The sequence below is a fragment of the Pseudoduganella namucuonensis genome, from assembly GCF_900116645.1.
GTDB lineage: Bacteria > Pseudomonadota > Gammaproteobacteria > Burkholderiales > Burkholderiaceae_D > Rugamonas > Rugamonas namucuonensis.
Window position 1 is genome coordinate 77,435 of sequence record NZ_FPBO01000012.1, and the last position, 18,812, is coordinate 96,246.

Here is an 18,812-nt window from a genome sequence, read left to right on the forward strand (position 1 = left end):
CCGAAAGGTCGTCCCGTGGTTCCAGGTTTCGCCGAACGCATGCACGCCAGCTTCCTCCACCAGAACGCAATGTCGCTGATCAAGGCCAGCATGGCCGTCATTGAACAGGGCCGCACCGAAATCCACCTGCCGCATTGGAGCGGCGTCGAGCAGCAGCACGGTTGGTGCACGGCGGCGTGGTCGGCATGATCGCCGATTCAAGGACGGCCAGGAAAAGCTGCGCGCGCTGACGCAGCAAACCATCATGGTGATGCACGACAAGGCGGAGAAGTGAGTGGCCACCATCCCCTCCCTGCTGAAGATGCGCGACGCCGGCGAAAAGATCGCGACCTTGACCTGCTATGACGCCAGCTTCGCCTCCCTGATGGACCGCTGCGGCGTGGACTTGCTGCTGGTGGGCGATTCGCTGGGCAATGTGTGCCAGGGACAGGGCAACACCCTGCCCGTCACGCTGGCCGACATCGCTTACCACACGGCCGCCGTCGCGCGTGGCAACAAGGCCGCAGTGCTTGCTGCGGATATGCCGTTTGGGACCTACGCCACGCCCCAGGCCGCGTTCGACAACGCGGTCTGGCTGATTCACGCCGGCGCGCACGTTGTCAAGTTGGAGGGCTGCGATTGGCTGGCCGACACAGTGGCCTTTCTCACCGAGCGGGGTGTCCCGGGATTCAAGGTGCAGGGGAAAACGACCGAAAGCGCGGAGCGCCTGAAAGCCGATGCCCTGACGCGGCAGGATACGGGCGCATACATTATGTGATAGGCCGCAGCTTTTAATTCCTTCGGATCACGCACTGTCCGCGTCATCGCCTCTCTGCCCAACGCCAGGCGTCAGGCGCGGCGGGAAGCGGGCTCTGTCGCCTGCACGCCAATGTCATGCCTTGCAACTACGATAGGGACACCAACAAGCTACGAGCGCGCTCTCGGAGTTTCGTTGCCGCGGGTTGCAACAGCTTCAAGGCTTCTTTAGCACGTTTGGGGTCAACCTTTTGTTGCTCTCCTGTAATGTTAACCTTTTCAAATTCATCATTGAGTGAGTGTATGACCTTGTCGAATTCGCGGATGGATTCTAGGAATGCGTCAAACTTTGCAGATTGTTCTTTGCCCCAATATTTCTGAATCCAAGTCGCATAAACAAACTCCTTCTTTCGAAGTGTAGTGATTGATGTATTGTATTCGGCGACCAAGTCTGTCAGCGTTTTCTTTGTAGTCCAATTGCTTTCAATAAACTCGGTGGTCAATTCTGCGGAGAAAATATGCTGACTGATTTCTATCGCGAGTTCTTCGTACTGCTGTGTGCGAAGATCCGCGCGGTTCAAGGCGAACTTCACCGATTCGGTCATATGCCCAGAAAAAAGACTAAGAATGCCGATCATGAACGCGACGAGCCAGGTTGCTGTCTGCGTCTTGAGTGATATGGCGATCCCCTGCAGCCACGTCGGGTTAGCGGTTCCATCTGTTGCCATATCGGATGCACTCCTTTCTGACATAACGAGTTAATTCAGCCGCGCCGTAAGGCGTCGGCTGCAATGTTTGGTTAGCCCTAGCTTTAGTGGCTGAGATAAGATTAATTAGCATCCCCACCCTTAATGGTTCCGCCGACTACGCTTACACTGCCACCATCCCCATGTAGACCTCCGTCGCCTCCAGAAACTACGCTCCCCCACCGCCAGCACCAACGCCTCCTTCAACGATGACATTATCAAGGTGCATACTTCCACCGCCATCATGACCTGCGGTCGCAATCGCATCACCGCCTCATGCAGCGTAGAAAGGCTGTAATACGTTGATAATTTCACCCCCGGCATTCATCGGTAGGTGGTTAAGTGCGGCTGCGACATTTGGATCTGGATTAGATGCAACTGAGAGAAATCAATTGCGAATAGCAACTGCCGCCCCCGTACGGGCCGCTGCACCTTGCAGAACTTAAACAACAGTTACCGAATCCATAGGCTCGCTCCTAGAAAGTTAATTTACTAACGTGATTTGGCCCGGGAGAGTTATGATACTCGTCTGGGACAAGAGGCTGATGTATCTCGACAACGCAGCGCATTGGGTCGTGCGTCCAATCTCCACGATTTGGCTATTAAATAGCCCTCGGCACCATGGGCTCATCAGGGAGAGACCGGGCAATTCTTTGAGTTCAAATTGCAGATATGCGACATCGGGGCGCGATAGTTCAGTAGCCCTCGTTTCAAGCCCATCCATAAGGAGGAGTTCGGCTTGAGTTTTACCCTCCGCCAACGCAAAGTCCAGATCGATGGTGCCTAGTTCCGGCGGTAGGGTTGTCACCATTATTTTCAATACCGATTGATGTAACGCCTCCTTGGGTCGTTTCGTGAGTACGAAGCACTCAGCCATTAGCTCACTTGACGATAACTCTACCGCCGTAACGATCGCATAGCTCTCTCCCCAAACGCCAGCGGGTAAGCCACGGATGGAATAGCTTGTATATTTCGTTGCTTGATTCTGCATCGGAAGTTCCTCGTATTCTAACGTAAAAAAGTAACTAGCTGCCGGAACGCGTAGCGTGGAGGCAGTTCAGTTAACTGCTGGGCCTAGCCATTTGCGTCCGAACACCAAAGTCGGAAAGAGAGGTTCTCCGGTACATCGGCGGGCGTAACTCCGAGGTCGGCGCGAATTGCAAGCATAAGTTCATTTAGCTTCTGATCGTGATCTTCAGCCGACCGATTTGGGTTACTCCTCGCAATGGTATCTTGAAATCGCCAGAGCGCCACGAGGACGCTCTGTGACGCCACAAGGCCGATGGTGTTCGTGGCTCTTGCCCAACGGCGCTGGGCTTCTGGGGTCGAGTCAGTGCCAACGATTCCACTCAAGGCATCAAGAAATTCACGATAGTGCTCGAGTTTTTGCTTCCGCCATTCCGCCTCACGCTCCTTTCCCTTGGTGAGGAAGAACGTAATGGCCGCAACGGCAAGACTTGCTGCTGCGGTAATAACGGCCACAAAGATCGGAGTTTCCATTACAAAGAGGCCCACCGTTTGACATAACCGGCGCTGCGCGGCCTCATCGCGCAGCGTCCGTGTTGATGGGTGGGTTAGCCCGAATTACCACGTTTCCGCCTTCGGAACCTCAATGCCATTCGCTTTGCCAACCCCCTTCATTCTTTCCATCAGCGCCAAATAATCTTCCTTGGATTTCAGCCTAGCGAATGCGCTGTTGTAGGAATTGAAGTCAGCGTCAGAGATGTAGGGGCGAATAACCGTAACGCGCTGTCGAAAATAGCTAGCAATGAGGTTCTCTTGGTTAACTATCAAGAACTTAACAATGAAATACGACCCCGTTAGGGTTCCAAAAAGCGTGACGGTTAGCAATAACTTGAAAGCCCGTTTTCGCTGATTACCGGAAAGCACTTTTTCGTTTAGCTGCTCGTTCCCGGTCATCACTTTCTTGAAGGCTGACAGAATAAGCGGAGTGGCCGCTATAATACCAGGCATTGTGAATATGAAAGCGCTCGCCATTAGAAGAATGTAAAGGCTAGCTAGTTCATGCAGGCCAAGAGCAGCGTTGGCATATTCGTCATCTTGAATGGACTTAATTCCGAGCGTGGCTACACTCAGTATCCAGTTCCCGATCCTTTCAATAGATGGCTCAACTAGATTCCAGAGGCCACTGCCCAATGCACCCAAGACAATTGTGGCGCTTACACTGACCCAATATTTTTTCCGGTTTGACGTTTCCATTTGATATTACCTCTAGCAGGAATTGGGGCTAACGTGAAGTTGACCGGCAGCCGTAGGCGGTCCGGTCGAATGGCATGTTAGACCACATTTCGCAGTTGACGCGGCGTGATGACGCAGAAAGCAATGAGTGCGATAAGTGGAACAAACAGCTTGATCTGCACCCACGCCGACGCCGAGACCGTCGTGACGAGAACAAGGTTCCCTGCTGCCAGAGCCAAATAGAACGCAAAGAGCAACCAGTGGAACTTGCGCCATGCCGCAACAGCTAGACCAAGACGTCGCCCCCAAATAAGGGACAAAATTCCGGGCCTGCGTTTAATCATGGACAGTACAAGAATCAGCGCCAAACAAAGGTAAATCACAGTTGGTTTCAAACGAATAAATTCGTCCGACGTGGGCATCGAGAGCGCGACAGGAAGCGCAGCCAACAATTGCAGAAAAAACACTCGCCAAAATAGCGATGCGGCAAGGCCAACTCCGAATTCGCTCCGCGAATCCGGAGTCAGTGTATCTTGCTGTGGTGCCGCTGGCGGCGCATATGGATTAGGACGTGGCATATCTTTTGTAGGGATCTAACGTGATGGTGAGCGGCTGGCCGCCCGGAAACGGAACATTGAACTGCGTTACATCCGGCCAGTCCGCCTCGACCTAATTGTTAGGCCACATCCGGAAACTTCCAATCGATAAATTGTAGCCTGAAGCGCTCTAACTCCTGGGCCGCGACCGCTAGGCGCGCGAGGTCACCATCAAATGCAGCAGGTTGAAGTTCCTCCTCCTTTTCTTCGCGTTCGCCCTTGCTTCCTCGAAGTCTTGAGTTTGTGCGAAGTAAGCCTTCCTTGCCATGGATATTTATCCAACGGTTGTAGCGCGAATGGACAAGCTCGTTCCGACGCTCGCCAAGATCACGGAGTTTAACCATCAGGTCATGGAATTGCTTTTTCATGTCGCTATCCACGCTGCCTCGGTGATCCACAAAACAAGCGAAAGCGACATCTGCTGTCGTTAAGCGTTTGCCGAATTCGAGTTCATTTATCAGAATTCGAACAATCTCATCGTTTGCATCGGCCATGTAAACGAGTAGCGTATTAACGCCATCTTCCAAATGCTGGAAATTAACAATGAACTGGCCGAGCTGATGAAAGGCTGTAGGTGTCATGGTGTTTTGGGCTTAACGTGAGAATTCACCGGACTGCGCGGCTTTTTGCGCAGGTCCGGTGGAATGATGGGTTAGCCAAAGATCCTCCAGCCGCGCTCTTGTACGTCAAAAGCCATGAAAGGAGAATTCTGAGACCCTTCTGGTGTAACGGATGCATTTACACCTACAGCAAGGGCAGCCCCCTCGATGAAGTCTAGCAAGGAGTTGTGCTCATTGGGGCCTAGGACTTCGCGAGGGTCTAAATCGAGTTCAATTTCGTCATCGAGAACGAAATGGCAATTCGCGGTAGCATCGCCAACCCAGATCGACAGGCAATGGCTTCTATCGCGGAGCCGAAAGACTTCTGCGACCCCAGGGAAATCCGCGTCTTCACCATCGGCTTTATAAGTAAATGGATGCGCCGAAGCATACTGTATAAACTTCGACCAACCTTCCGCACTAATATCGGCCAGGTAAACGTCGCGAAGTGAGCCATCAGGCTCCCACAGCATCGGAATCTGAGCAAAGGTCGGTCGGTTCATAGGCTAACGTGAAGTAGACGCCCCAACCGTCGCCGTCTCTCCCGACCAAGTCGTGAGATTCCGCGTGGAAGGCCGCGCCTTTATTTTATTATCAAAGAGTTACCCCACTTTAGCACACCCGAATCCTAAGAACCAACCCCACCTTGGAAACGACGTAGTCGAAGCTAATCCGAAACTGCTGGTCTAAGTCGGATGATCGCTGTGCCGTACGGTGGCAGCAATCGAACCCAACTGCACTGCCCAAGAAATCAGGATAGTCGGGTGCGTACAACCAATTCCTTATACCCCGAGTTTGGATCCGGCTCGCGGCTGAACTCGTGCGCGGGGAGCAGCGCCAGCAGCAGTTCGGCCGTGGTGCGGACGATGCAACCTGGCGCGACGTGGCCGCCGAAAACCCGGCCCGCCGCGTCGGAGACCGACATGTGCAAATGCGCTCCGTCAGGCGCGACCGATCCGGCCAGCGTGAGGATTTCAAGGTCCCCGCGCAGCTCGGTCGGTTGCGGCTGGCCCGCGTAGCGCAGCCACGCCACGCCCAAGCTGCCTATGCCTTGCAGCACGAAGGCCGCGCCGCCCTGCCCCGCCTCCGCCACCGCGGCTTCGATGGCGGCGCGCAGGTCCTGGCCCGGAGCGAGCCGAAGCGGATGCGCCTGCATGCTCAACCCGCGATCTTGGGCGCGACCAGCGCGGTGAATTCGCCGCTGTCGACCAGGCGCTGCAAGTCCTGCGCGCCGCCGATCAGCGTGCCGTTGACGAAGACCATCGGCAGCGTGGACCAGCCGCTCCACATCTTCAGCGCCAGCCGGCGCCGCCATTGGCTCAGGTAGCTGCCGTATTCGAGGTACAGATACGGCGTGCCCAGGCCGTCCAGCAATTTGCGCGCCTTGCGCGGAAACGGGTTCATCGCCATGCCCACGACCACCACCTTGTTCGAGGCCACCGCCGCCTGCACCGCCTTCACGGTGTCGGCGTGATTGTCGGCGATCCGGCCGCGTATGGACGGGTGGATGCGGGTTTCTTCAAGGACGGGACGGCTCATGGCGTTTCCTGGTTCGGGTTATCGATGACGCAATGTATCCCGCCGCGCGGGCAATTACAACATCGCCAGGGTGGCCGGGTCGGGATGGCCGCTGAAAAAGCTGTCCAGGCAGCGCTGGAAGATGGCGTCCCCGGGCGCGGCGCGCGCGAACAGGGTCATGCAGGAGCGGAATTTCAGGTCGTCCGGCGAGCCGAAGATGTCGTGCGCGGACGCGTCCGGCACGGCGGCCACCAGCTCGCTGCATTCGCGCAGGCGCGGGCCCAGCACCGGATGCGCCAGGTAGGCCCGCGCCTCGGCCAGGCCGGATATCGCGTAGCGCTGCGCCATGGCGCTGTGCCCCAGGCCGGCGAGCTGGGGGAAGATGAACCACATCCAGTGGCTGCGCTTGCGGCCGGTGCTCAGTTCGCGCAGCACGGCGCTGTACACGGGCGCTTGCGCTTCGAGGAATCGTTCAAGTTCAAACATGGCGTGCTCCTTTCATCTGATTTTGCTCCGAGAAACCTCGTCCTTCAGGACGGGGAGTGAAAGGAGCCGACTGCAAAGCAGTCGAACTCGGGTCGATTAAAATGGGAACCAGTTCCGGCTCTGCTGGTCAAACAAGCATGAAACAGGTCTATCGGTATCGTGTGAAATCGCTGACCGGCTTGCTGAACAAGAAAGCACGGGCGGTCAACTTCGTGTGGAACTACTGCAATGACAGGCAGAAGGACGCGCTGCGCTTCAACCGCCGCTGGCACTCCGGCTTCGACCTGATCAAGCTGACCACCGGCTGCAGCAAGGAACTGGGTCTGCATTCCGGCACGGTCAACGACGTGTGCCAGCAGTACGCCAAATCGCGCAGCCAGTCGCGCCGTCCCTATCTGCGTTTCCGGGGCCGGAAATCGCTGGGTTGGGTGCCGCTCAAGGGCCGCGAGTTGAAGCGGGAAGGCAATGCCTTCCGCTTCGCCGGCGATACCTTCCGCGTGTTTTACTCGCGGCCGCTGCCTGCAGGGAAAATCCTGGACGGCACCAACTTTTCCCGCGACCGCCGTGGAAACTGGTTCCTGAACATCGTGCTGGAAGTCGCGGAGCCGCCCGCAAGGACGCCGGTGCGTGGGGTTGGCATCGATCTGGGCCTGAAGGATTTGGCTACGCTGTCCACAGGCGAAAAGATCGAAGCGCCGCAGATATACCGCGAAGCCGAGGCGGCGCTGGCGGTGGCGCAGCGCGCCCGCAAGAGGCGGCGGGTAACGGCCATCCACGCGAAGATCGCGAATCGCCGGCACGATTTTCTTCACAAGTGTTCCACCCGCATGGTGCGCGACTTCGACTACATCGTGGTCGGCAATGTCCAAGCCGCCGCGCTGACCAAAACCCGCATGGCGAAGTCGGTGCTGGATGCGGGCTGGTCGTGCTTCCGCAATCAACTGGCGTACAAGGCTGTTAAGCATGGCGCCTGGTTCGAGGAAGTGGACGAACGTTTCACCACCCAGGTCTGCTCGAATTGCGGCACCATGCCCGATACGAGGCCGAAAGGTATCGCAGACCTTGGAATAAGGGAATGGAGATGCGGCGATTGCGGTGCTGAACATGATCGTGATCTCAATGCTGCGTTAAACATTCTCCGTCGCGGACGTGCGACGCTAGCTGTAGGAATCTCCGTCCTTTAGGGCGGAGAGGACGTCAAGGCGCGGACATCCGGGACAGACCCTAATGCCGTTAAGTTAGCGTCATTCCCGCGTAGGGTGTAGCAGGGAATTCGCAGAGCACAGCTCTGCGCCTGCGAAACGACCGGGACGGGGGAATCCAAGTTTGGGTGCTGGCGGCGCTGGAACTTGGGTCCCCGCCTACGCGGGGACGACGAGATAACGACTTCGGCCGCTTAACTTAACGGCATTAGGGACAGACTCGCGTTCAGGCTCGCATGCCTTGCTCAGGCCGGTGGCGCGGAGGTCTGTCCCGCAGTTGGCGATGCGGCCAGTGTACGCCGGATTAGACAGGCGGCTCGCGCCGCGCTTTTCTACATTTTTTAGACAATTTCCAGTTGTCTATACGATACGATAAAACCGTGTTACGATCGTTTTGATGCATTGTAACCAAGAGTAACTTCACCTATCGTAGTCATTATCAAGGCAAATCATGAAGCGATTATTCGCCGCACTGGCCGTCGCCGGCTTTTTCATGGCCGGATGCGCGGTCGGCAACACCACGCCCGACAACGCTCCGCAACAAAGCGCCCAGAAAGCGGACACAGATGCGGACGAGGTGGTCACCGGCAGCCGCCTGCCACGCAAGAAGACTTCCCAGCAGTAAACCCAGCGGCCGCCCGGCCGCTTTCTTTCACACAAACGAGGAGAGGAACTATGCGCAAGATGTGGATTCCCGTCGCCATGGCAACGCTGAGCCTGACCGGCTGCGCCGTCACCGAACCGGCCGCCGACCAGGCGCCGCAGGCGGAACAGGCGAAGTCCGAGGGCGGACGCGCTGACAGGAAGTTCGATTACGAGCCGGTCACTGGCAGCCGCCTGCCTCCAAAGAAAACCCATGAACGGCTGGTGAAAACCATCGGCAATCAGGAGTTCCGCGAAGCCAACCAGGTCCAATCCGCCGGCAACATCCTGAACGGCCGAGGGCAGTAAGTCTTCCCCGGGGCGGCGCGCCGCGATGGCGCGCCGTCAACCTCAGCGCACCGTGAACGCCAGCCGCTTGCCTTCCCTGAGCATGCGCTCGAAGTCTTCGGCCGGCACCGGCTGGCTGAACAGATAGCCTTGCAGCTGGTCGCAGCCCAGGTCGCGCAGGAAACTCATCTGCTCGGCGGTCTCCACCCCTTCGGCCACGATTTCCTGGCGCAATTGCTGCGCCATGGTGACGATGGCGCGCGCGATGGCGCAGTCGTTTTCCTCGTACGGCAGGCCGATCACGAAGGAGCGGTCGATCTTCAGCGTGCTGATGGGGAACTTCTTCAGGTAGGCCAGGCTGGAATAGCCGGTGCCGAAATCGTCCAGCGCCAGCGCCAGGCCCATGGCGACTAGTTCGTTCATGATGGACACCACGTTTTCCGCGCCGCCCACCAGCAGGCTCTCGGTGATCTCCAGCATGATCTGCTCGGGCTGCACCTGGTGCCGTTGCAGCACGTCCGCCATGCGCTCGGGCAGGCGGCGGTCGAACTGGCGCGCCGACAGGTTGACGGCCACCGGCGGCATGATCAGGTTGGCGTCCTTCCAGGCGCGCACCTGGCGGCAGGCCTCCTCCAGCACCCAGTTGCCCAGTTCCAGTATCAGGCCGGTTTCCTCGGCCACGGGGATGAACACGCCGGGCGACACCATGCCGCGCACGGGATGGCGCCAGCGTAGCAGCGCCTCGGCGCCGACGATGCGGCCGCTGCGCAGGCTCACCTTGGGCTGGTAGTACAGCTGCAGCTCGTTGCGCTGCAGTGCCAGCCGCAGCTCGCTCTCGATGCGCAAATGCTCCTTGGCGCGCTGGTTCATTTCCTCGCTGTAGAACAGGAACGCCGCCTCGGCCTGCACCGCCTTGGAGGTGGCGACGTCGGCGTGGGCGATCAGTTCCGCCGTCGCGAAGCCATCCTCCGGATAGACCGCGATGCCGATGTGCACCCGCACCTGCAGCGTGTGCGCCGCCAGCTGCACCGGCGCCTCCAGCGCGGCGGCCAGCTTTTGCGCGACGATGGCGGCGTGTTCGCGCTTTTCGATGTGCAGCAGCGCCACCGCGAAGCGGTTGCCGTCCAGCCGCGCCAGCACGTCCGCGTCGCGCAGCACGTGGCGCAGTTGCCTGCCCACCGCCGTCAGCAGCTCGTTGCCCACGTCGTGCCCCAGCGTGTCGCTGATGGCGCCCAGGCGGCCGATCTCCAGCACCAGCAGCGCGCCGTGCTCGTGGCTGCGGCGCGCCTCGGTCAGCGCCTGCGTCATCAGCTGGGACAGCAGGCACTGGTTGGGCAGGCCGGTCAGCGTGTCGTAGTTGGCCATGCGCTGCATGCGCGCCTCGGCGTCCTTGTGCACGCTGATGTCGGAGAACAGCGAGAAGGTGTGGCTGATCCTGCCCTCGTCGTCGCGCACCGCGCTGATGGTCACCGACTGCGGGAACAGCTCGCCGTTCTTGCGGCGGCCGATGATCTCGCCGCGCCACGGGCCGTCGCCCTTCATGGCCGAGCGCACCTTGGCGCGGAAGTCGGCGTCGTGCACGCCGGAGCGCAGCAGGTCCGGGGTCTGGCCCAGCGATTCGCCCGGCGTGTAGCCGGTGATGCGCGTGAAGGCGCTGTTGATGGAGACGATGCGCTCGGTGGAATCGGTGATCAGTACGCCCTGGTCGCTGTCCTCGATGATGCGGGCATGCAGGTTGATCTTGTCCTGGTCCGACAGCGGCTCGCTGACGGGCGCCAGGCGCACCTGGATGCCGCTGGCCTCGCCGCCCTCGTCCTTCAGCAGCGACATCGCCAGTTTCACCCAGATCACTTCGCCGCTCTTGCGGCGGCGCCGCACCTCGGTGACGGTGTCGTCCTGCTGGAAGAACAGCTCGGCGATGTTGCCGTCGTCGTCGTCCTCGGCGTACAGGAACAGGATGTGCTGGCCCAGCACCTCCTCGGCGGCGTAGCCGAACAGCGCCTCGGCGCTGCGGTTCCAGGAAGTCAGATAGCCGGTCAGGTCCAGCGCCAGCGTGGCCTCGGCGGGTTCGGCCGGCGCCGCCGAGGCCGCGCTGCTGCGCACCTCGGCCAGCGCTTTATCCAGTTCGGCGAGCGTGCTCGCCAGGGCTTCGCCCTGTTGCGTTCGGGCTGCCTGGCTGAGGGCCAGGCAGCGCTCGATCGCCTTGTCAACCATGGGGAGATCCCCGTTCGGTCGCCACCCCCAGCATCCACACGTTGGCCTCGACGACCACGCGGTTGAAATCGGCGGCATCCATTTGCAGGGCTTGCAGTTGCGCGTCCACCTCGTCGAAGCGGCCCTGCTCGGCCGCTTCCAGCAGCGCCAGCAGGGCGCCCAGTTCGCCCTCCTTGGTCAGCAGCGCCTGCTGCACCGCGTCGCTCACGGTCAGCGGCGCCAGCACCTCGGGCAGCGGCATGCCGAACAGCACGCCCAGCAGCGAGAACATGCCGACCATGAAGGCCTGCTCCTGCTGCGGCTTGCCCAGCCCGGTCTCGCGCGCCAGCAGTTCCAGCCCGTGGGCCCGCACCGCGACCCGCGCCAGCAGCATGGCGGAACGCACGTCGCCTTCGCGGGCCGAGAACAGCATCAGGTTCAGCCACCGGCGCAGTTGCTGGCGGCCCAGAATCAATATGGCCTGGGCGAAGCTGCCGACGCGGCGGCCGGTGCCCATGCCCAGAGAATTGACCAGCTTGAGCAGGTGGTAGGACAGCGTGGGATCGCGCCGCAGCAGCGCCTCGATCTCGTGGGTGTCGGCGTCGTTGGTCACCAGTTGCACCAGCTGCAGCGCCAGCGCGCGCGACGCGGCCTGCGCGCCAACGGCCTTCACGGGCGGGGCCAGCGGCCAGTCGCCCTCTATCCAGTTGACGTTGGCGGCCAGCGCGGCCTTGTCGAAGGCGCCGTCGGCGCGCAGGGTCTGGTCGGCCGGCAAGACTTGCCAGCCCGCGTCCAGCCATGCTTGCTGCTCATCCATGCCATCGCGGATAAAGCAGGGAAATTGCGCCGCCAGCGCCTGCGACTGCTCGTCCGGCTGCGCGGCGGCGGAGCCGGCAAGCAGCACGCCAGCCGGGCTGCCGTTGCGGTCGGCCAGCTGTTGCAGGAAAAATGGCGGGGTGATGCTTGTTACTGTCATGGTGCAATGCGGAACGGTTATAGTTTCAATATGGTACTCCGAAACTATTGGCCTCGGTCAACAAACCTGCATGGTGCGGCGCACTATCCGGTCCGCGCTACAACGTATTGCCAGGCAAATAACGGCACAGTCGCTCGAACACGCCGGGCCGGCGCATGCGCTCCAGCCACCAGCTGAGCGCGGCGCCCTGCTCGCCGGTGCGCCAGGCCAGGTAGAAGGTCTCGTCCGGCTTGGGTTCCTCCACCGCTTTTTCCACCAGCAGCCCGGCGGCGATGGCGGCGCGCGCGCAATGCTCGGGCAGGAAGCCGAAGCCCAGGCCGGCCAGCTGGAACTCGTACTTGCTCTGCATGGTGGGCACGGTCAGCGAATCCTGCCCCAGCAGCAGGCCCACGGTGCGCGGCGCCATCCGGCGCGCCGAGTCGGCCATCACCACGGCGCGGTGGTGTTGCAGCTCGTTGCGGCCCAGCGTGCCCTCGGCGGACGCCAGTGGGTGGCCGGGCGCCACCGCGAACACGAAGCGCATCGTGCCCATGGGCTCGGACACGTAGCCGCCGCCCGCCGGACCGTCGCCGGGCGCGCCCACCAGCAAGTCCACCCGCCGGTCCAGCAGCGCCTCCCATGTGCCGGACAGCGCCTCCTGAACGATGCGCAGCCGGGTCTGCTGCGCCACCTCGTAAAAGGCGCTCACGTCGCAGGAGAAGGACAGCGCCGGGAACATGGAATCAATGCCCACCGCCAGCTCCGTTTCCCAGCCCGAGGCCACGCGCCGCACGCGGTGCTCCAGGTCCAGCGCCGCTTTCAGCAGGTAGCGGCCCTCCTTCAGCAACTCCTGCCCCGCCCGGGTCAGCTCCACGCGCGGGCCGTTGCGCTCGAAGACCTGCACGCCCAGGTCGTCCTCCAGCTTGGCGACGGTGTAGGAAATGGTGGACGGCACGCGGTGCAGTTCCTTGCCGGCGGCGGAGAAGGAACCGCGGCGGTCGATGGCATCGACGATTTGCAGGGCTTCCAGGCTTAATCTGAGCATTCGATTTTTTCGATCATAGAACGGTAATTTTTCCGTTTTTTTAATTCACGGGACCGGCCTATACTTTGATCCATCGAGACGGGAATTTCAAGAAGAAGCCTTCGAAATTCTCGTACTAAACCCCACACAAAGGAGCACACCATGTTGCAAGTACGTAAAAACGAAGAACGCGGTCTGGCCAACCATGGCTGGCTGAACTCCCGCCACACCTTCTCCTTCGGCCACTACTACGATCCGAAACACACCGGTTTCGGCCCGCTGCTGGTGATCAACGAGGACAAAGTGGCGCCCGCCCAAGGCTTCGGCACCCACGGCCACCGCGACATGGAAATCATTTCCTACGTGCTGGAAGGCGCGCTGGAGCACAAGGACAGCATGGGCAACGGCTCGGTGCTGCACTACGGCGACGTGCAGCGCATGAGTGCGGGCACCGGCGTGCGGCATAGCGAGTTCAACCATTCGCCAAGCGAGGGCGTGCACTTCCTGCAGATCTGGATACAGCCCAGCGTCACCGGGATCGCGCCCAGCTACGAGGAAAAGCACTTCACGCCGGACAGCAAACAGGGCCAGCTGCGCCTGATCGCCTCCAGCGACGGCCGCGAAGGTTCGGTGCTGATCCACCAGGACGCGGCGATCTACGCCAGCATCCTGAACGGTGCCGACGCGCTGGAACACAGGCTGGCGGCCGGCCGCAGCGCCTATGTGCACGTGATCCGCGGCCATGTGTCGGTGAACGGCGTCGAGCTCAAAGGCGGCGACGCGCTGAAAGTGAGCGAGGAAGCGGCGGTCACCCTGGCGCGGGCGGAAGCGGCCGAAGTGTTGCTCTTCGACCTGCCCTCTGCAAGCTGATACATGGTGAATATTGGCCGGCCGACATAGCACGCACGTGTTTTTTGCTATGATCGCGGGACACGCCGGGTTCGCAAGACGAGCCGGCGTGTCTTTTTTACTTCAGCATCCAATAAGATTACCGCCATGCAGCCCGTCGCCGAAACACCCGTGAAAGAAGAACTCGACTACGTCACCTCCTGCGCGCTGCCGACGCCGTGGGCGCAGTTCACGCTGCACGCCTTCGTCGAGCACGCCACGGGCAAGGAACACCTGGCCATGGTGCTGGGCGACATCGGCGACGGCCAGCCGGTGCTGGCGCGCGTGCACTCCGAGTGCCTGACCGGCGACGTGCTCTACTCCCAGCGCTGCGACTGCGGCGCTCAGCTCGAGGGCGCGCTGAGGAAGGTGGCCGCCGAGGGCCGCGGCGTGGTGCTGTACCTGCGCCAGGAGGGCCGCGGCATCGGCCTGATCAACAAGATGCGCGCCTACCGCCTGCAAGAGGCCGGTTACGACACCGTGCAGGCCAACGAGCAGCTCGGCTTCAAGGCCGACCAGCGCGACTACGCGCTGGTCGAACCCATGCTCAAGCAGTTCAACGTCACCAGCCTGCGCCTGATGACCAACAACCCGCGCAAGATCGCCGCCATGGAGGCGCTGGGCGTGAAGGTGGCCGAGCGCGTGCCGCTGCTGGTCAACCGCAACAAGTTCAACCAGCATTACCTGAACACCAAGGCCGCCAAGCTGGGCCACATGATGACCCCGCCGCCGCCGGCCGCCGAGGACGGCGAGCTCTAAGCGGGACTCACCAGGCCGGGCCTTTCAGTTCGATGGTGTTGCCCTCGGGGTCGTTCAGGTAAATCGACGGCCCCTCGCCTTCCGCGCCGAAGCGCGCCGCCGCGGGCTCGGTTTGCACGCCGGCTCCGGCCAGCGCGGCGCGGATCGCCGCCTCGTCCCAGTCCACCACCCTGAAGCAGAAATGGTCGACATTGCGCCCCTCCTTGCCCGGCGCGGCGCCGCCCGGCAGTCCCAGCTTGCCGGTCACCGGCACCAGGTCCACCAGCGAACTGCCGGCGCGCAGCTGCACCAGGCCGATCTCGTCCTGTCGGCGCTCGATCGTGCAACCCAGCACGCCGGTATAGAAATCGGTCATCCTGTCCAGATCGACCACCCGCAGCACGATATGGTCTATTTCACGCAATTTGATCATGCCGCTCCTCCGATGTTGTTGGAGTAGCTAGATGCGGCCGCGCCTGAATTCCGCAAGGAAAGCCCTTGATTGCGCCATGGTCATCACCTTGACCGGGTCGCCATGATAAACGTACAGGAAGGGCGTACCGCCCAGCCGGTCCGTGAGCTTGGCCGACACCAGGAAGCGCGTTCCCAGCGGATACAGGTTCACATCGCTCATCGCCTTCGAGCAGTGGACATACAGCGAGGGCGAATATGCCTGGCCCGGAACCGGGCAAACCCTCACCTCGCCGCCGCGCCGCACGGACTCCACCGCCACGTCCCGGTACGCATAAATGTCACGCGCCATCGCCGCCCTCCTCCGTGCCATTCTCCAATGCGCGCAGTAATTGTTGCGCGTGTGCCAAGTCCGCGTGCAAGACTCGCAGCGCCTCCGGGCCCAGCACGCGCCGCATCTCGTCCTGCGCCGCCTGCCAGGCCGAGCGCGCGGAGCGCACCTTGGCGCGTCCCTGTTCGGTGATGGTCACGATGCGCTGGCGCGGATCGCTCCCCGGTTGCAGCGTCAGCCAGCCGGCATCGGCCAACGGCTTCAAGTTGCGCGTCAGCGTCGTGCGCTCGGCGCCCAGCAGCGCCGCCAATTGTGCCATCGGCAGCGCCTGGACGCTTACATGCGCCAGCACCGAAAACTGCGTGGTTTTCAAACCCGCCGCAGCCAGATGGCGATCATACAAGCGCGACACGGTACGCGTCAGCTTGCGCAATTGAAAAAATGTGCAGGCCTGGGAAATCGCCTGCAGGGCCGTATCGGAAGTCATGGAAAATAGGTGTAGCTACACATACATGTTGGAAATCCATTATAGTGTATGGACCTCATTTTGAAGAAAGCGCCGTCATGGAAAATAACAGCACCTTGCAATCGTGGCTGGAAGAAGAAGCCGCGATCCGCGCCAATCTCGCCGCGACCGGCGTGGCCAGCCGCGAACATCTGCGCGAGCACACCGGCCAGGATTTCCTGAATGGAATTAATTCCGGCAAAACCCCGCCGCCGCCCATCGCCGAGTTAATGGGTTTCATGATGATCAGCGCCGATAACGGCCTGGCCATTTTCCAGGGTACGCCCGGACGCCAACACTACAATCCCAGCGGCGCGGTGCATGGCGGCTATGCCGCCACATTATTAGACACGGCGGTCGGCTGCGCGATTCATTCAACGCTAGCGGCCGGCAAAGGTTTCACCACATTGGAATTAAAGATCAACTATATACGCGGCATGAAGGATAAAACCGGCCCTGTGCGCGCGGAGGGCAAAGTGATTACCGCCGGAAAACAGGTCGCCGTGGCCGAGGGCCGCATCGTCGACGCCAACGGCAAACTCTACGCGCACGCCACCACCACCTGCCTTATCTTCGACATTTAACCATCGGAATTAATTGCCCAGGCACATCGGTGTCAGGCGCGACATTCGGACATTGCCGAGTCGAAATGTCCGAATGTCGCGCCTGACACCGATGTTCGGGTGCAATTTTTGCGGCCGCACGCGCCTTTCGTGCTTGTTTTGAGCTTGATTACGCCAATTTTTGGCATGATATGGCCGCACGTGCGCGGTGTGGTGGGGATTGTAGGGGGAAATGGAGAAGGCGCGGAGGCTTCGGCTTTCCGCGCCCAGGAATTAAACGCGGAGTATCAGCAGGGCGACGGCGTCGGCGTTGATGCCTTCTTCTCGGCCGAGATAACCCATCTTTTCATTGGTCTTGGCTTTGACATTCACTTGGCCGACCGTAATGCCAAGATCCTCGGCGATATTGGCGGCCATCGATGGGATATGCGGCGCCATCTTTGGCTTCTGCGCGATGATCGTGCAGTCGATATTGCCGATGTCGTAGCCGGTGGCTTTTACGCGTTTCGCGGCTTCGCGCAGCAGCACTCGTGAATCGGCACCTTTGAAATTGGGATCGGTATCGGGAAAATGCTTGCCGATGTCGCCCAGCGCGGCGGCACCCAATATGGCGTCGGTAATGGCGTGAAGTAATGCGTCGGCGTCGGAATGGCCCAGCAATCCCAAGTGATGGGGTATCTCGACGCCGCCCAATATCAATTTGCGGCCTTCAACCAGTTGATGGCAATCGTAGCCCTGTCCAATTCTAAATGGAAGATTCATCTTATTCCTTATCTGCGAGATACATTTCGGCGATCCTTATGTCGGATGGCAGCGTGACTTTCATGTTTCGGGGGTGGCCTTCGATTAACTTCGGCGACATGCCCAATGCCTCGATGGCGCTGGCGTCGTCGGTGATGGCGTTGGCGTCCGGCGCGCTGGATAATGCGCGCAGCAACAAGGAATACGAGAACATTTGCGGCGTCTGCGCCAGCCATAATCCGTCGCGCGGAACGGTATTCACCACGCCATTGCCGATTTTTTTCACCGTGTCGACCACCGGCAATGCCAGCAAACCACCCGCCGGATGATCGCCGACGCCTTCTATCAATGCGCGGATTAGCCGCGGCGTGAGGCCGGGCCGGGCCGCGTCATGCACCAGTACCAGGTCCTCGTCGGCGATGTCGGCGCGCATTTCGCGCAGGCCGTTGAGGATGGAATCCATGCGCGTGGGGCCGCCGCAGCGCAATACGGTGACGCCCGCGACGCCCGCAACATTGTCGATGTAACCATCGTCCGGACTCACCACCACGTAGGTGTGGGCTATCAATTCGCTGCCGAGAAAGGCTTCCAGGGTGTGCCGGAGCATGGGTTTTCCGAGCAGCGGAAGGTATTGTTTGGGGGTGCCGGCGGCCATCCGGGCGCCGACGCCGGCCGCCGGGATCAGCGCGAAGTGGCGCGGGGGCTTGCTGTTTGTGCTCATTTTATTAACACCTCGATCAACGCTTGCCGCGTCCTTTGTTCAATACGGCCTGGATTTCGCCATTGCAGGCCTTGCTCAGCCGCGCGTATTCGGCGGGCGCGTCGATGTCGGCCTGCTTGCTTTCCACCTTGGCCATCTCGTTCTTGATGTAGGGCAGCCAGCCGCTGTCGATCTCGTGCAGCAGCGCGGAGCGCGCCGTGCCGCCCGGCGCGTAGAACGGCTTGCCGGAATAGCGCTTGGCGAGCGCCGCCCGCACCGTCATTTCCACCCCGGGCAAATGGTCCATATAGGCCCGCATGTGGCGGAATTCATGGGTCAGGATTTCCTGGTATCCACAGCTGCCGGGCGGGAATTCGTTGCCGATGTAGATGATGACGGGCGCGTAACTGAGGCTGACCGTCACTTGCGGCGTGATGCATTCGTAACCCGTCACCGGGTCGATCAGCATCGGCCCGTCCGAGCGGATGGCCACCCGCGATTCGGTCTTGGTCAGGCCCAGCACATAGTTGTTCGGGGCCGCCGGGCCCTTCATCGTTGTCAACGTCTTGTACGACAGCTGGGTGTTGATGCTGTAGCCATTTTGCTGCGAAGTCAACACGGAGACGGTCTTGCCGATGGTGTCTTCGCAACGGATCTGGAACGGCGTGCGCGGCGCGGCCGCGGCATCGCCAAGCAAGAACAGGAGCAGGAGCGGCCACGCGGCCAGCAGCGGCGCCAGGAATTTCATTGGA

At 60.8% G+C, this 18,812-nt stretch carries 26 protein-coding genes and 1 pseudogene; 8 read left to right on the plus strand and 19 right to left on the minus strand.

What is annotated here, in order from left to right; genetic code table 11:
- Positions 1–15: 15 nt before the first annotated feature.
- Both BM436_RS14630 and BM436_RS14635 read left to right on the plus strand, forming a co-directional pair.
- Positions 16–189, plus strand: coding sequence for a hypothetical protein (locus BM436_RS14630; protein ID WP_229490308.1), 174 nt, complete (start codon positions 16–18; stop codon positions 187–189).
- Positions 190–274: 85 nt separating this feature from the next.
- A pseudogene (locus tag BM436_RS14635) lies at positions 275–754 on the plus strand (3-methyl-2-oxobutanoate hydroxymethyltransferase); the annotation flags it as partial.
- Between the two features lie 130 nt (positions 755–884).
- On the opposite strand, the gene BM436_RS14640 reads toward BM436_RS14635, so the two are convergent.
- The 10 genes from BM436_RS14640 to BM436_RS14670 form a co-directional block, all read right to left on the minus strand.
- Positions 885–1,463, minus strand: coding sequence for a hypothetical protein (locus BM436_RS14640; RefSeq protein ID WP_093556264.1), 579 nt, complete (start codon positions 1,461–1,463; stop codon positions 885–887).
- A gap of 502 nt (positions 1,464–1,965) precedes the next feature.
- Positions 1,966–2,472, minus strand: coding sequence for a hypothetical protein (locus BM436_RS36205; RefSeq protein WP_143133134.1), 507 nt, complete (start codon positions 2,470–2,472; stop codon positions 1,966–1,968).
- Positions 2,473–2,555: 83 nt separating this feature from the next.
- On the minus strand, positions 2,556–2,981 hold the full coding sequence (locus BM436_RS36210) for a hypothetical protein (protein ID WP_143133135.1): 426 nt from the start codon (positions 2,979–2,981) through the stop codon (positions 2,556–2,558).
- A gap of 84 nt (positions 2,982–3,065) precedes the next feature.
- Entirely contained in the window at positions 3,066–3,701 is a 636-nt protein-coding gene (locus tag BM436_RS14650; protein ID WP_143133137.1) for a hypothetical protein, read from the minus strand.
- 77 nt (positions 3,702–3,778) lie between these two features.
- Positions 3,779–4,258, minus strand: coding sequence for a septation protein IspZ (locus BM436_RS14655; protein ID WP_093556267.1), 480 nt, complete (start codon positions 4,256–4,258; stop codon positions 3,779–3,781).
- Positions 4,259–4,356: 98 nt separating this feature from the next.
- Positions 4,357–4,857 (minus strand): hypothetical protein, encoded by a 501-nt coding sequence (locus BM436_RS36215; RefSeq protein WP_143133139.1) that lies wholly within the window; start codon positions 4,855–4,857, stop codon positions 4,357–4,359.
- A 71-nt stretch (positions 4,858–4,928) separates the two neighbouring features.
- Complete coding sequence (locus tag BM436_RS36220) at positions 4,929–5,378, minus strand: hypothetical protein (protein WP_143133141.1); 450 nt, start codon at positions 5,376–5,378, stop codon at positions 4,929–4,931.
- A 248-nt stretch (positions 5,379–5,626) separates the two neighbouring features.
- Positions 5,627–6,031, minus strand: coding sequence for a PPC domain-containing DNA-binding protein (locus tag BM436_RS14660; RefSeq protein WP_093556268.1), 405 nt, complete (start codon positions 6,029–6,031; stop codon positions 5,627–5,629).
- Between the two features lie 2 nt (positions 6,032–6,033).
- Positions 6,034–6,414 carry a glutaredoxin gene (locus tag BM436_RS14665; RefSeq protein WP_093556269.1) on the minus strand — a complete coding sequence of 127 codons (381 nt, stop codon included), beginning with the start codon at positions 6,412–6,414 and terminating at the stop codon, positions 6,034–6,036.
- A 54-nt stretch (positions 6,415–6,468) separates the two neighbouring features.
- Complete coding sequence (locus tag BM436_RS14670) at positions 6,469–6,879, minus strand: DUF1810 domain-containing protein (protein ID WP_093556270.1); 411 nt, start codon at positions 6,877–6,879, stop codon at positions 6,469–6,471.
- Between the two features lie 137 nt (positions 6,880–7,016).
- Between BM436_RS14670 and BM436_RS14675 the strand changes: the two genes are divergently transcribed.
- The 3 genes from BM436_RS14675 to BM436_RS14680 all read left to right on the plus strand — a co-directional run bounded on the left by BM436_RS14675 (position 7,017) and on the right by BM436_RS14680 (position 9,032).
- Positions 7,017–8,063, plus strand: coding sequence for an RNA-guided endonuclease InsQ/TnpB family protein (locus tag BM436_RS14675; protein WP_093556271.1), 1,047 nt, complete (start codon positions 7,017–7,019; stop codon positions 8,061–8,063).
- Between the two features lie 469 nt (positions 8,064–8,532).
- Positions 8,533–8,706: a hypothetical protein gene (locus tag BM436_RS37080; protein ID WP_177307205.1), complete on the plus strand. Its 174-nt coding sequence runs from the start codon at positions 8,533–8,535 to the stop codon at positions 8,704–8,706.
- Between the two features lie 50 nt (positions 8,707–8,756).
- On the plus strand, positions 8,757–9,032 hold the full coding sequence (locus BM436_RS14680) for a hypothetical protein (RefSeq protein ID WP_093556272.1): 276 nt from the start codon (positions 8,757–8,759) through the stop codon (positions 9,030–9,032).
- Positions 9,033–9,074: 42 nt separating this feature from the next.
- On the opposite strand, the gene BM436_RS14685 is transcribed toward BM436_RS14680, so the two are convergent.
- From BM436_RS14685 to BM436_RS14695, 3 genes are all read right to left on the minus strand, one after another.
- Complete coding sequence (locus tag BM436_RS14685; protein WP_093556273.1) at positions 9,075–11,225, minus strand: putative bifunctional diguanylate cyclase/phosphodiesterase; 2,151 nt, start codon at positions 11,223–11,225, stop codon at positions 9,075–9,077.
- Entirely contained in the window at positions 11,218–12,180 is a 963-nt protein-coding gene (locus BM436_RS14690; protein WP_093556274.1) for an EAL and HDOD domain-containing protein, read from the minus strand. Before BM436_RS14690 ends, BM436_RS14685 begins: the two co-directional genes overlap by 8 nt.
- A 97-nt stretch (positions 12,181–12,277) precedes the next feature.
- Positions 12,278–13,204: a LysR substrate-binding domain-containing protein gene (locus tag BM436_RS14695; protein ID WP_093556275.1), complete on the minus strand. Its 927-nt coding sequence runs from the start codon at positions 13,202–13,204 to the stop codon at positions 12,278–12,280.
- Between the two features lie 141 nt (positions 13,205–13,345).
- Here BM436_RS14695 and BM436_RS14700 point away from each other — a divergent pair, with 141 nt between their 5' ends.
- Positions 13,346–14,053 (plus strand): pirin family protein, encoded by a 708-nt coding sequence (locus BM436_RS14700; protein WP_093556276.1) that lies wholly within the window; start codon positions 13,346–13,348, stop codon positions 14,051–14,053.
- 126 nt (positions 14,054–14,179) lie between these two features.
- On the plus strand, positions 14,180–14,830 hold the full coding sequence (gene ribA, locus BM436_RS14705; protein ID WP_093556277.1) for a GTP cyclohydrolase II: 651 nt from the start codon (positions 14,180–14,182) through the stop codon (positions 14,828–14,830).
- Between the two features lie 7 nt (positions 14,831–14,837).
- On the opposite strand, the gene BM436_RS14710 is transcribed toward ribA, so the two are convergent.
- The 3 genes from BM436_RS14710 to BM436_RS14720 are packed head-to-tail and all read right to left on the minus strand — an operon-like array spanning position 14,838 to position 15,963.
- Complete coding sequence (locus BM436_RS14710) at positions 14,838–15,242, minus strand: VOC family protein (protein WP_093556278.1); 405 nt, start codon at positions 15,240–15,242, stop codon at positions 14,838–14,840.
- Positions 15,243–15,269: 27 nt separating this feature from the next.
- Entirely contained in the window at positions 15,270–15,572 is a 303-nt protein-coding gene (locus BM436_RS14715) for a hypothetical protein (protein WP_093556279.1), read from the minus strand.
- A complete protein-coding gene (locus BM436_RS14720) occupies positions 15,562–15,963 on the minus strand; it encodes a MarR family winged helix-turn-helix transcriptional regulator (protein WP_259741433.1) in 402 nt (133 codons plus the stop codon). Before BM436_RS14720 ends, BM436_RS14715 begins: the two co-directional genes overlap by 11 nt.
- Positions 15,964–16,115: 152 nt before the next feature.
- On the opposite strand from BM436_RS14720, the gene BM436_RS14725 reads away from it, so the two are divergent.
- Positions 16,116–16,640: a PaaI family thioesterase gene (locus BM436_RS14725; protein ID WP_093556280.1), complete on the plus strand. Its 525-nt coding sequence runs from the start codon at positions 16,116–16,118 to the stop codon at positions 16,638–16,640.
- A gap of 252 nt (positions 16,641–16,892) precedes the next feature.
- On the opposite strand, the gene ispF is transcribed toward BM436_RS14725, so the two are convergent.
- The 3 genes from ispF to BM436_RS14740 are packed head-to-tail and all read right to left on the minus strand — an operon-like array spanning position 16,893 to position 18,808.
- A complete protein-coding gene (ispF, locus tag BM436_RS14730; RefSeq protein WP_093556281.1) occupies positions 16,893–17,381 on the minus strand; it encodes a 2-C-methyl-D-erythritol 2,4-cyclodiphosphate synthase in 489 nt (162 codons plus the stop codon).
- Position 17,382: 1 nt separating this feature from the next.
- The gene (gene ispD, locus BM436_RS14735) at positions 17,383–18,081 is read right to left on the minus strand and encodes a 2-C-methyl-D-erythritol 4-phosphate cytidylyltransferase (protein WP_093556282.1); all 699 of its coding nucleotides are present in this window, start codon (positions 18,079–18,081) and stop codon (positions 17,383–17,385) included.
- A 16-nt stretch (positions 18,082–18,097) separates the two neighbouring features.
- On the minus strand, positions 18,098–18,808 hold the full coding sequence (locus BM436_RS14740) for a hypothetical protein (protein WP_229490312.1): 711 nt from the start codon (positions 18,806–18,808) through the stop codon (positions 18,098–18,100).
- Between the last annotated feature and the right edge of the window lie 4 nt (positions 18,809–18,812).

Bases quoted from the DNA above. Each gene is read 5' to 3' on its own strand.
- BM436_RS14640 (WP_093556264.1), bottom strand. From the start codon at position 1,463: ATGGCAACAGATGGAACCGCTAACCCGACGTGGCTGCAGGGGATCGCC.
- BM436_RS36205 (WP_143133134.1), bottom strand. From the start codon at position 2,472: ATGCAGAATCAAGCAACGAAATATACAAGCTATTCCATCCGTGGCTTA.
- BM436_RS36210 (WP_143133135.1), bottom strand. From the start codon at position 2,981: ATGGAAACTCCGATCTTTGTGGCCGTTATTACCGCAGCAGCAAGTCTT.
- BM436_RS14650 (WP_143133137.1), bottom strand. From the start codon at position 3,701: ATGGAAACGTCAAACCGGAAAAAATATTGGGTCAGTGTAAGCGCCACA.
- BM436_RS14655 (WP_093556267.1), bottom strand. From the start codon at position 4,258: ATGCCACGTCCTAATCCATATGCGCCGCCAGCGGCACCACAGCAAGAT.
- BM436_RS36215 (WP_143133139.1), bottom strand. From the start codon at position 4,857: ATGACACCTACAGCCTTTCATCAGCTCGGCCAGTTCATTGTTAATTTC.
- BM436_RS36220 (WP_143133141.1), bottom strand. From the start codon at position 5,378: ATGAACCGACCGACCTTTGCTCAGATTCCGATGCTGTGGGAGCCTGAT.
- BM436_RS14660 (WP_093556268.1), bottom strand. From the start codon at position 6,031: ATGCAGGCGCATCCGCTTCGGCTCGCTCCGGGCCAGGACCTGCGCGCC.
- BM436_RS14665 (WP_093556269.1), bottom strand. From the start codon at position 6,414: ATGAGCCGTCCCGTCCTTGAAGAAACCCGCATCCACCCGTCCATACGC.
- BM436_RS14670 (WP_093556270.1), bottom strand. From the start codon at position 6,879: ATGTTTGAACTTGAACGATTCCTCGAAGCGCAAGCGCCCGTGTACAGC.
- BM436_RS14675 (WP_093556271.1), top strand. From the start codon at position 7,017: ATGAAACAGGTCTATCGGTATCGTGTGAAATCGCTGACCGGCTTGCTG.
- BM436_RS37080 (WP_177307205.1), top strand. From the start codon at position 8,533: ATGAAGCGATTATTCGCCGCACTGGCCGTCGCCGGCTTTTTCATGGCC.
- BM436_RS14680 (WP_093556272.1), top strand. From the start codon at position 8,757: ATGCGCAAGATGTGGATTCCCGTCGCCATGGCAACGCTGAGCCTGACC.
- BM436_RS14685 (WP_093556273.1), bottom strand. From the start codon at position 11,225: ATGGTTGACAAGGCGATCGAGCGCTGCCTGGCCCTCAGCCAGGCAGCC.
- BM436_RS14690 (WP_093556274.1), bottom strand. From the start codon at position 12,180: ATGACAGTAACAAGCATCACCCCGCCATTTTTCCTGCAACAGCTGGCC.
- BM436_RS14695 (WP_093556275.1), bottom strand. From the start codon at position 13,204: ATGCTCAGATTAAGCCTGGAAGCCCTGCAAATCGTCGATGCCATCGAC.
- BM436_RS14700 (WP_093556276.1), top strand. From the start codon at position 13,346: ATGTTGCAAGTACGTAAAAACGAAGAACGCGGTCTGGCCAACCATGGC.
- ribA (WP_093556277.1), top strand. From the start codon at position 14,180: ATGCAGCCCGTCGCCGAAACACCCGTGAAAGAAGAACTCGACTACGTC.
- BM436_RS14710 (WP_093556278.1), bottom strand. From the start codon at position 15,242: ATGATCAAATTGCGTGAAATAGACCATATCGTGCTGCGGGTGGTCGAT.
- BM436_RS14715 (WP_093556279.1), bottom strand. From the start codon at position 15,572: ATGGCGCGTGACATTTATGCGTACCGGGACGTGGCGGTGGAGTCCGTG.
- BM436_RS14725 (WP_093556280.1), top strand. From the start codon at position 16,116: ATGGAAAATAACAGCACCTTGCAATCGTGGCTGGAAGAAGAAGCCGCG.
- ispF (WP_093556281.1), bottom strand. From the start codon at position 17,381: ATGAATCTTCCATTTAGAATTGGACAGGGCTACGATTGCCATCAACTG.
- ispD (WP_093556282.1), bottom strand. From the start codon at position 18,081: ATGAGCACAAACAGCAAGCCCCCGCGCCACTTCGCGCTGATCCCGGCG.
- BM436_RS14740 (WP_229490312.1), bottom strand. From the start codon at position 18,808: ATGAAATTCCTGGCGCCGCTGCTGGCCGCGTGGCCGCTCCTGCTCCTG.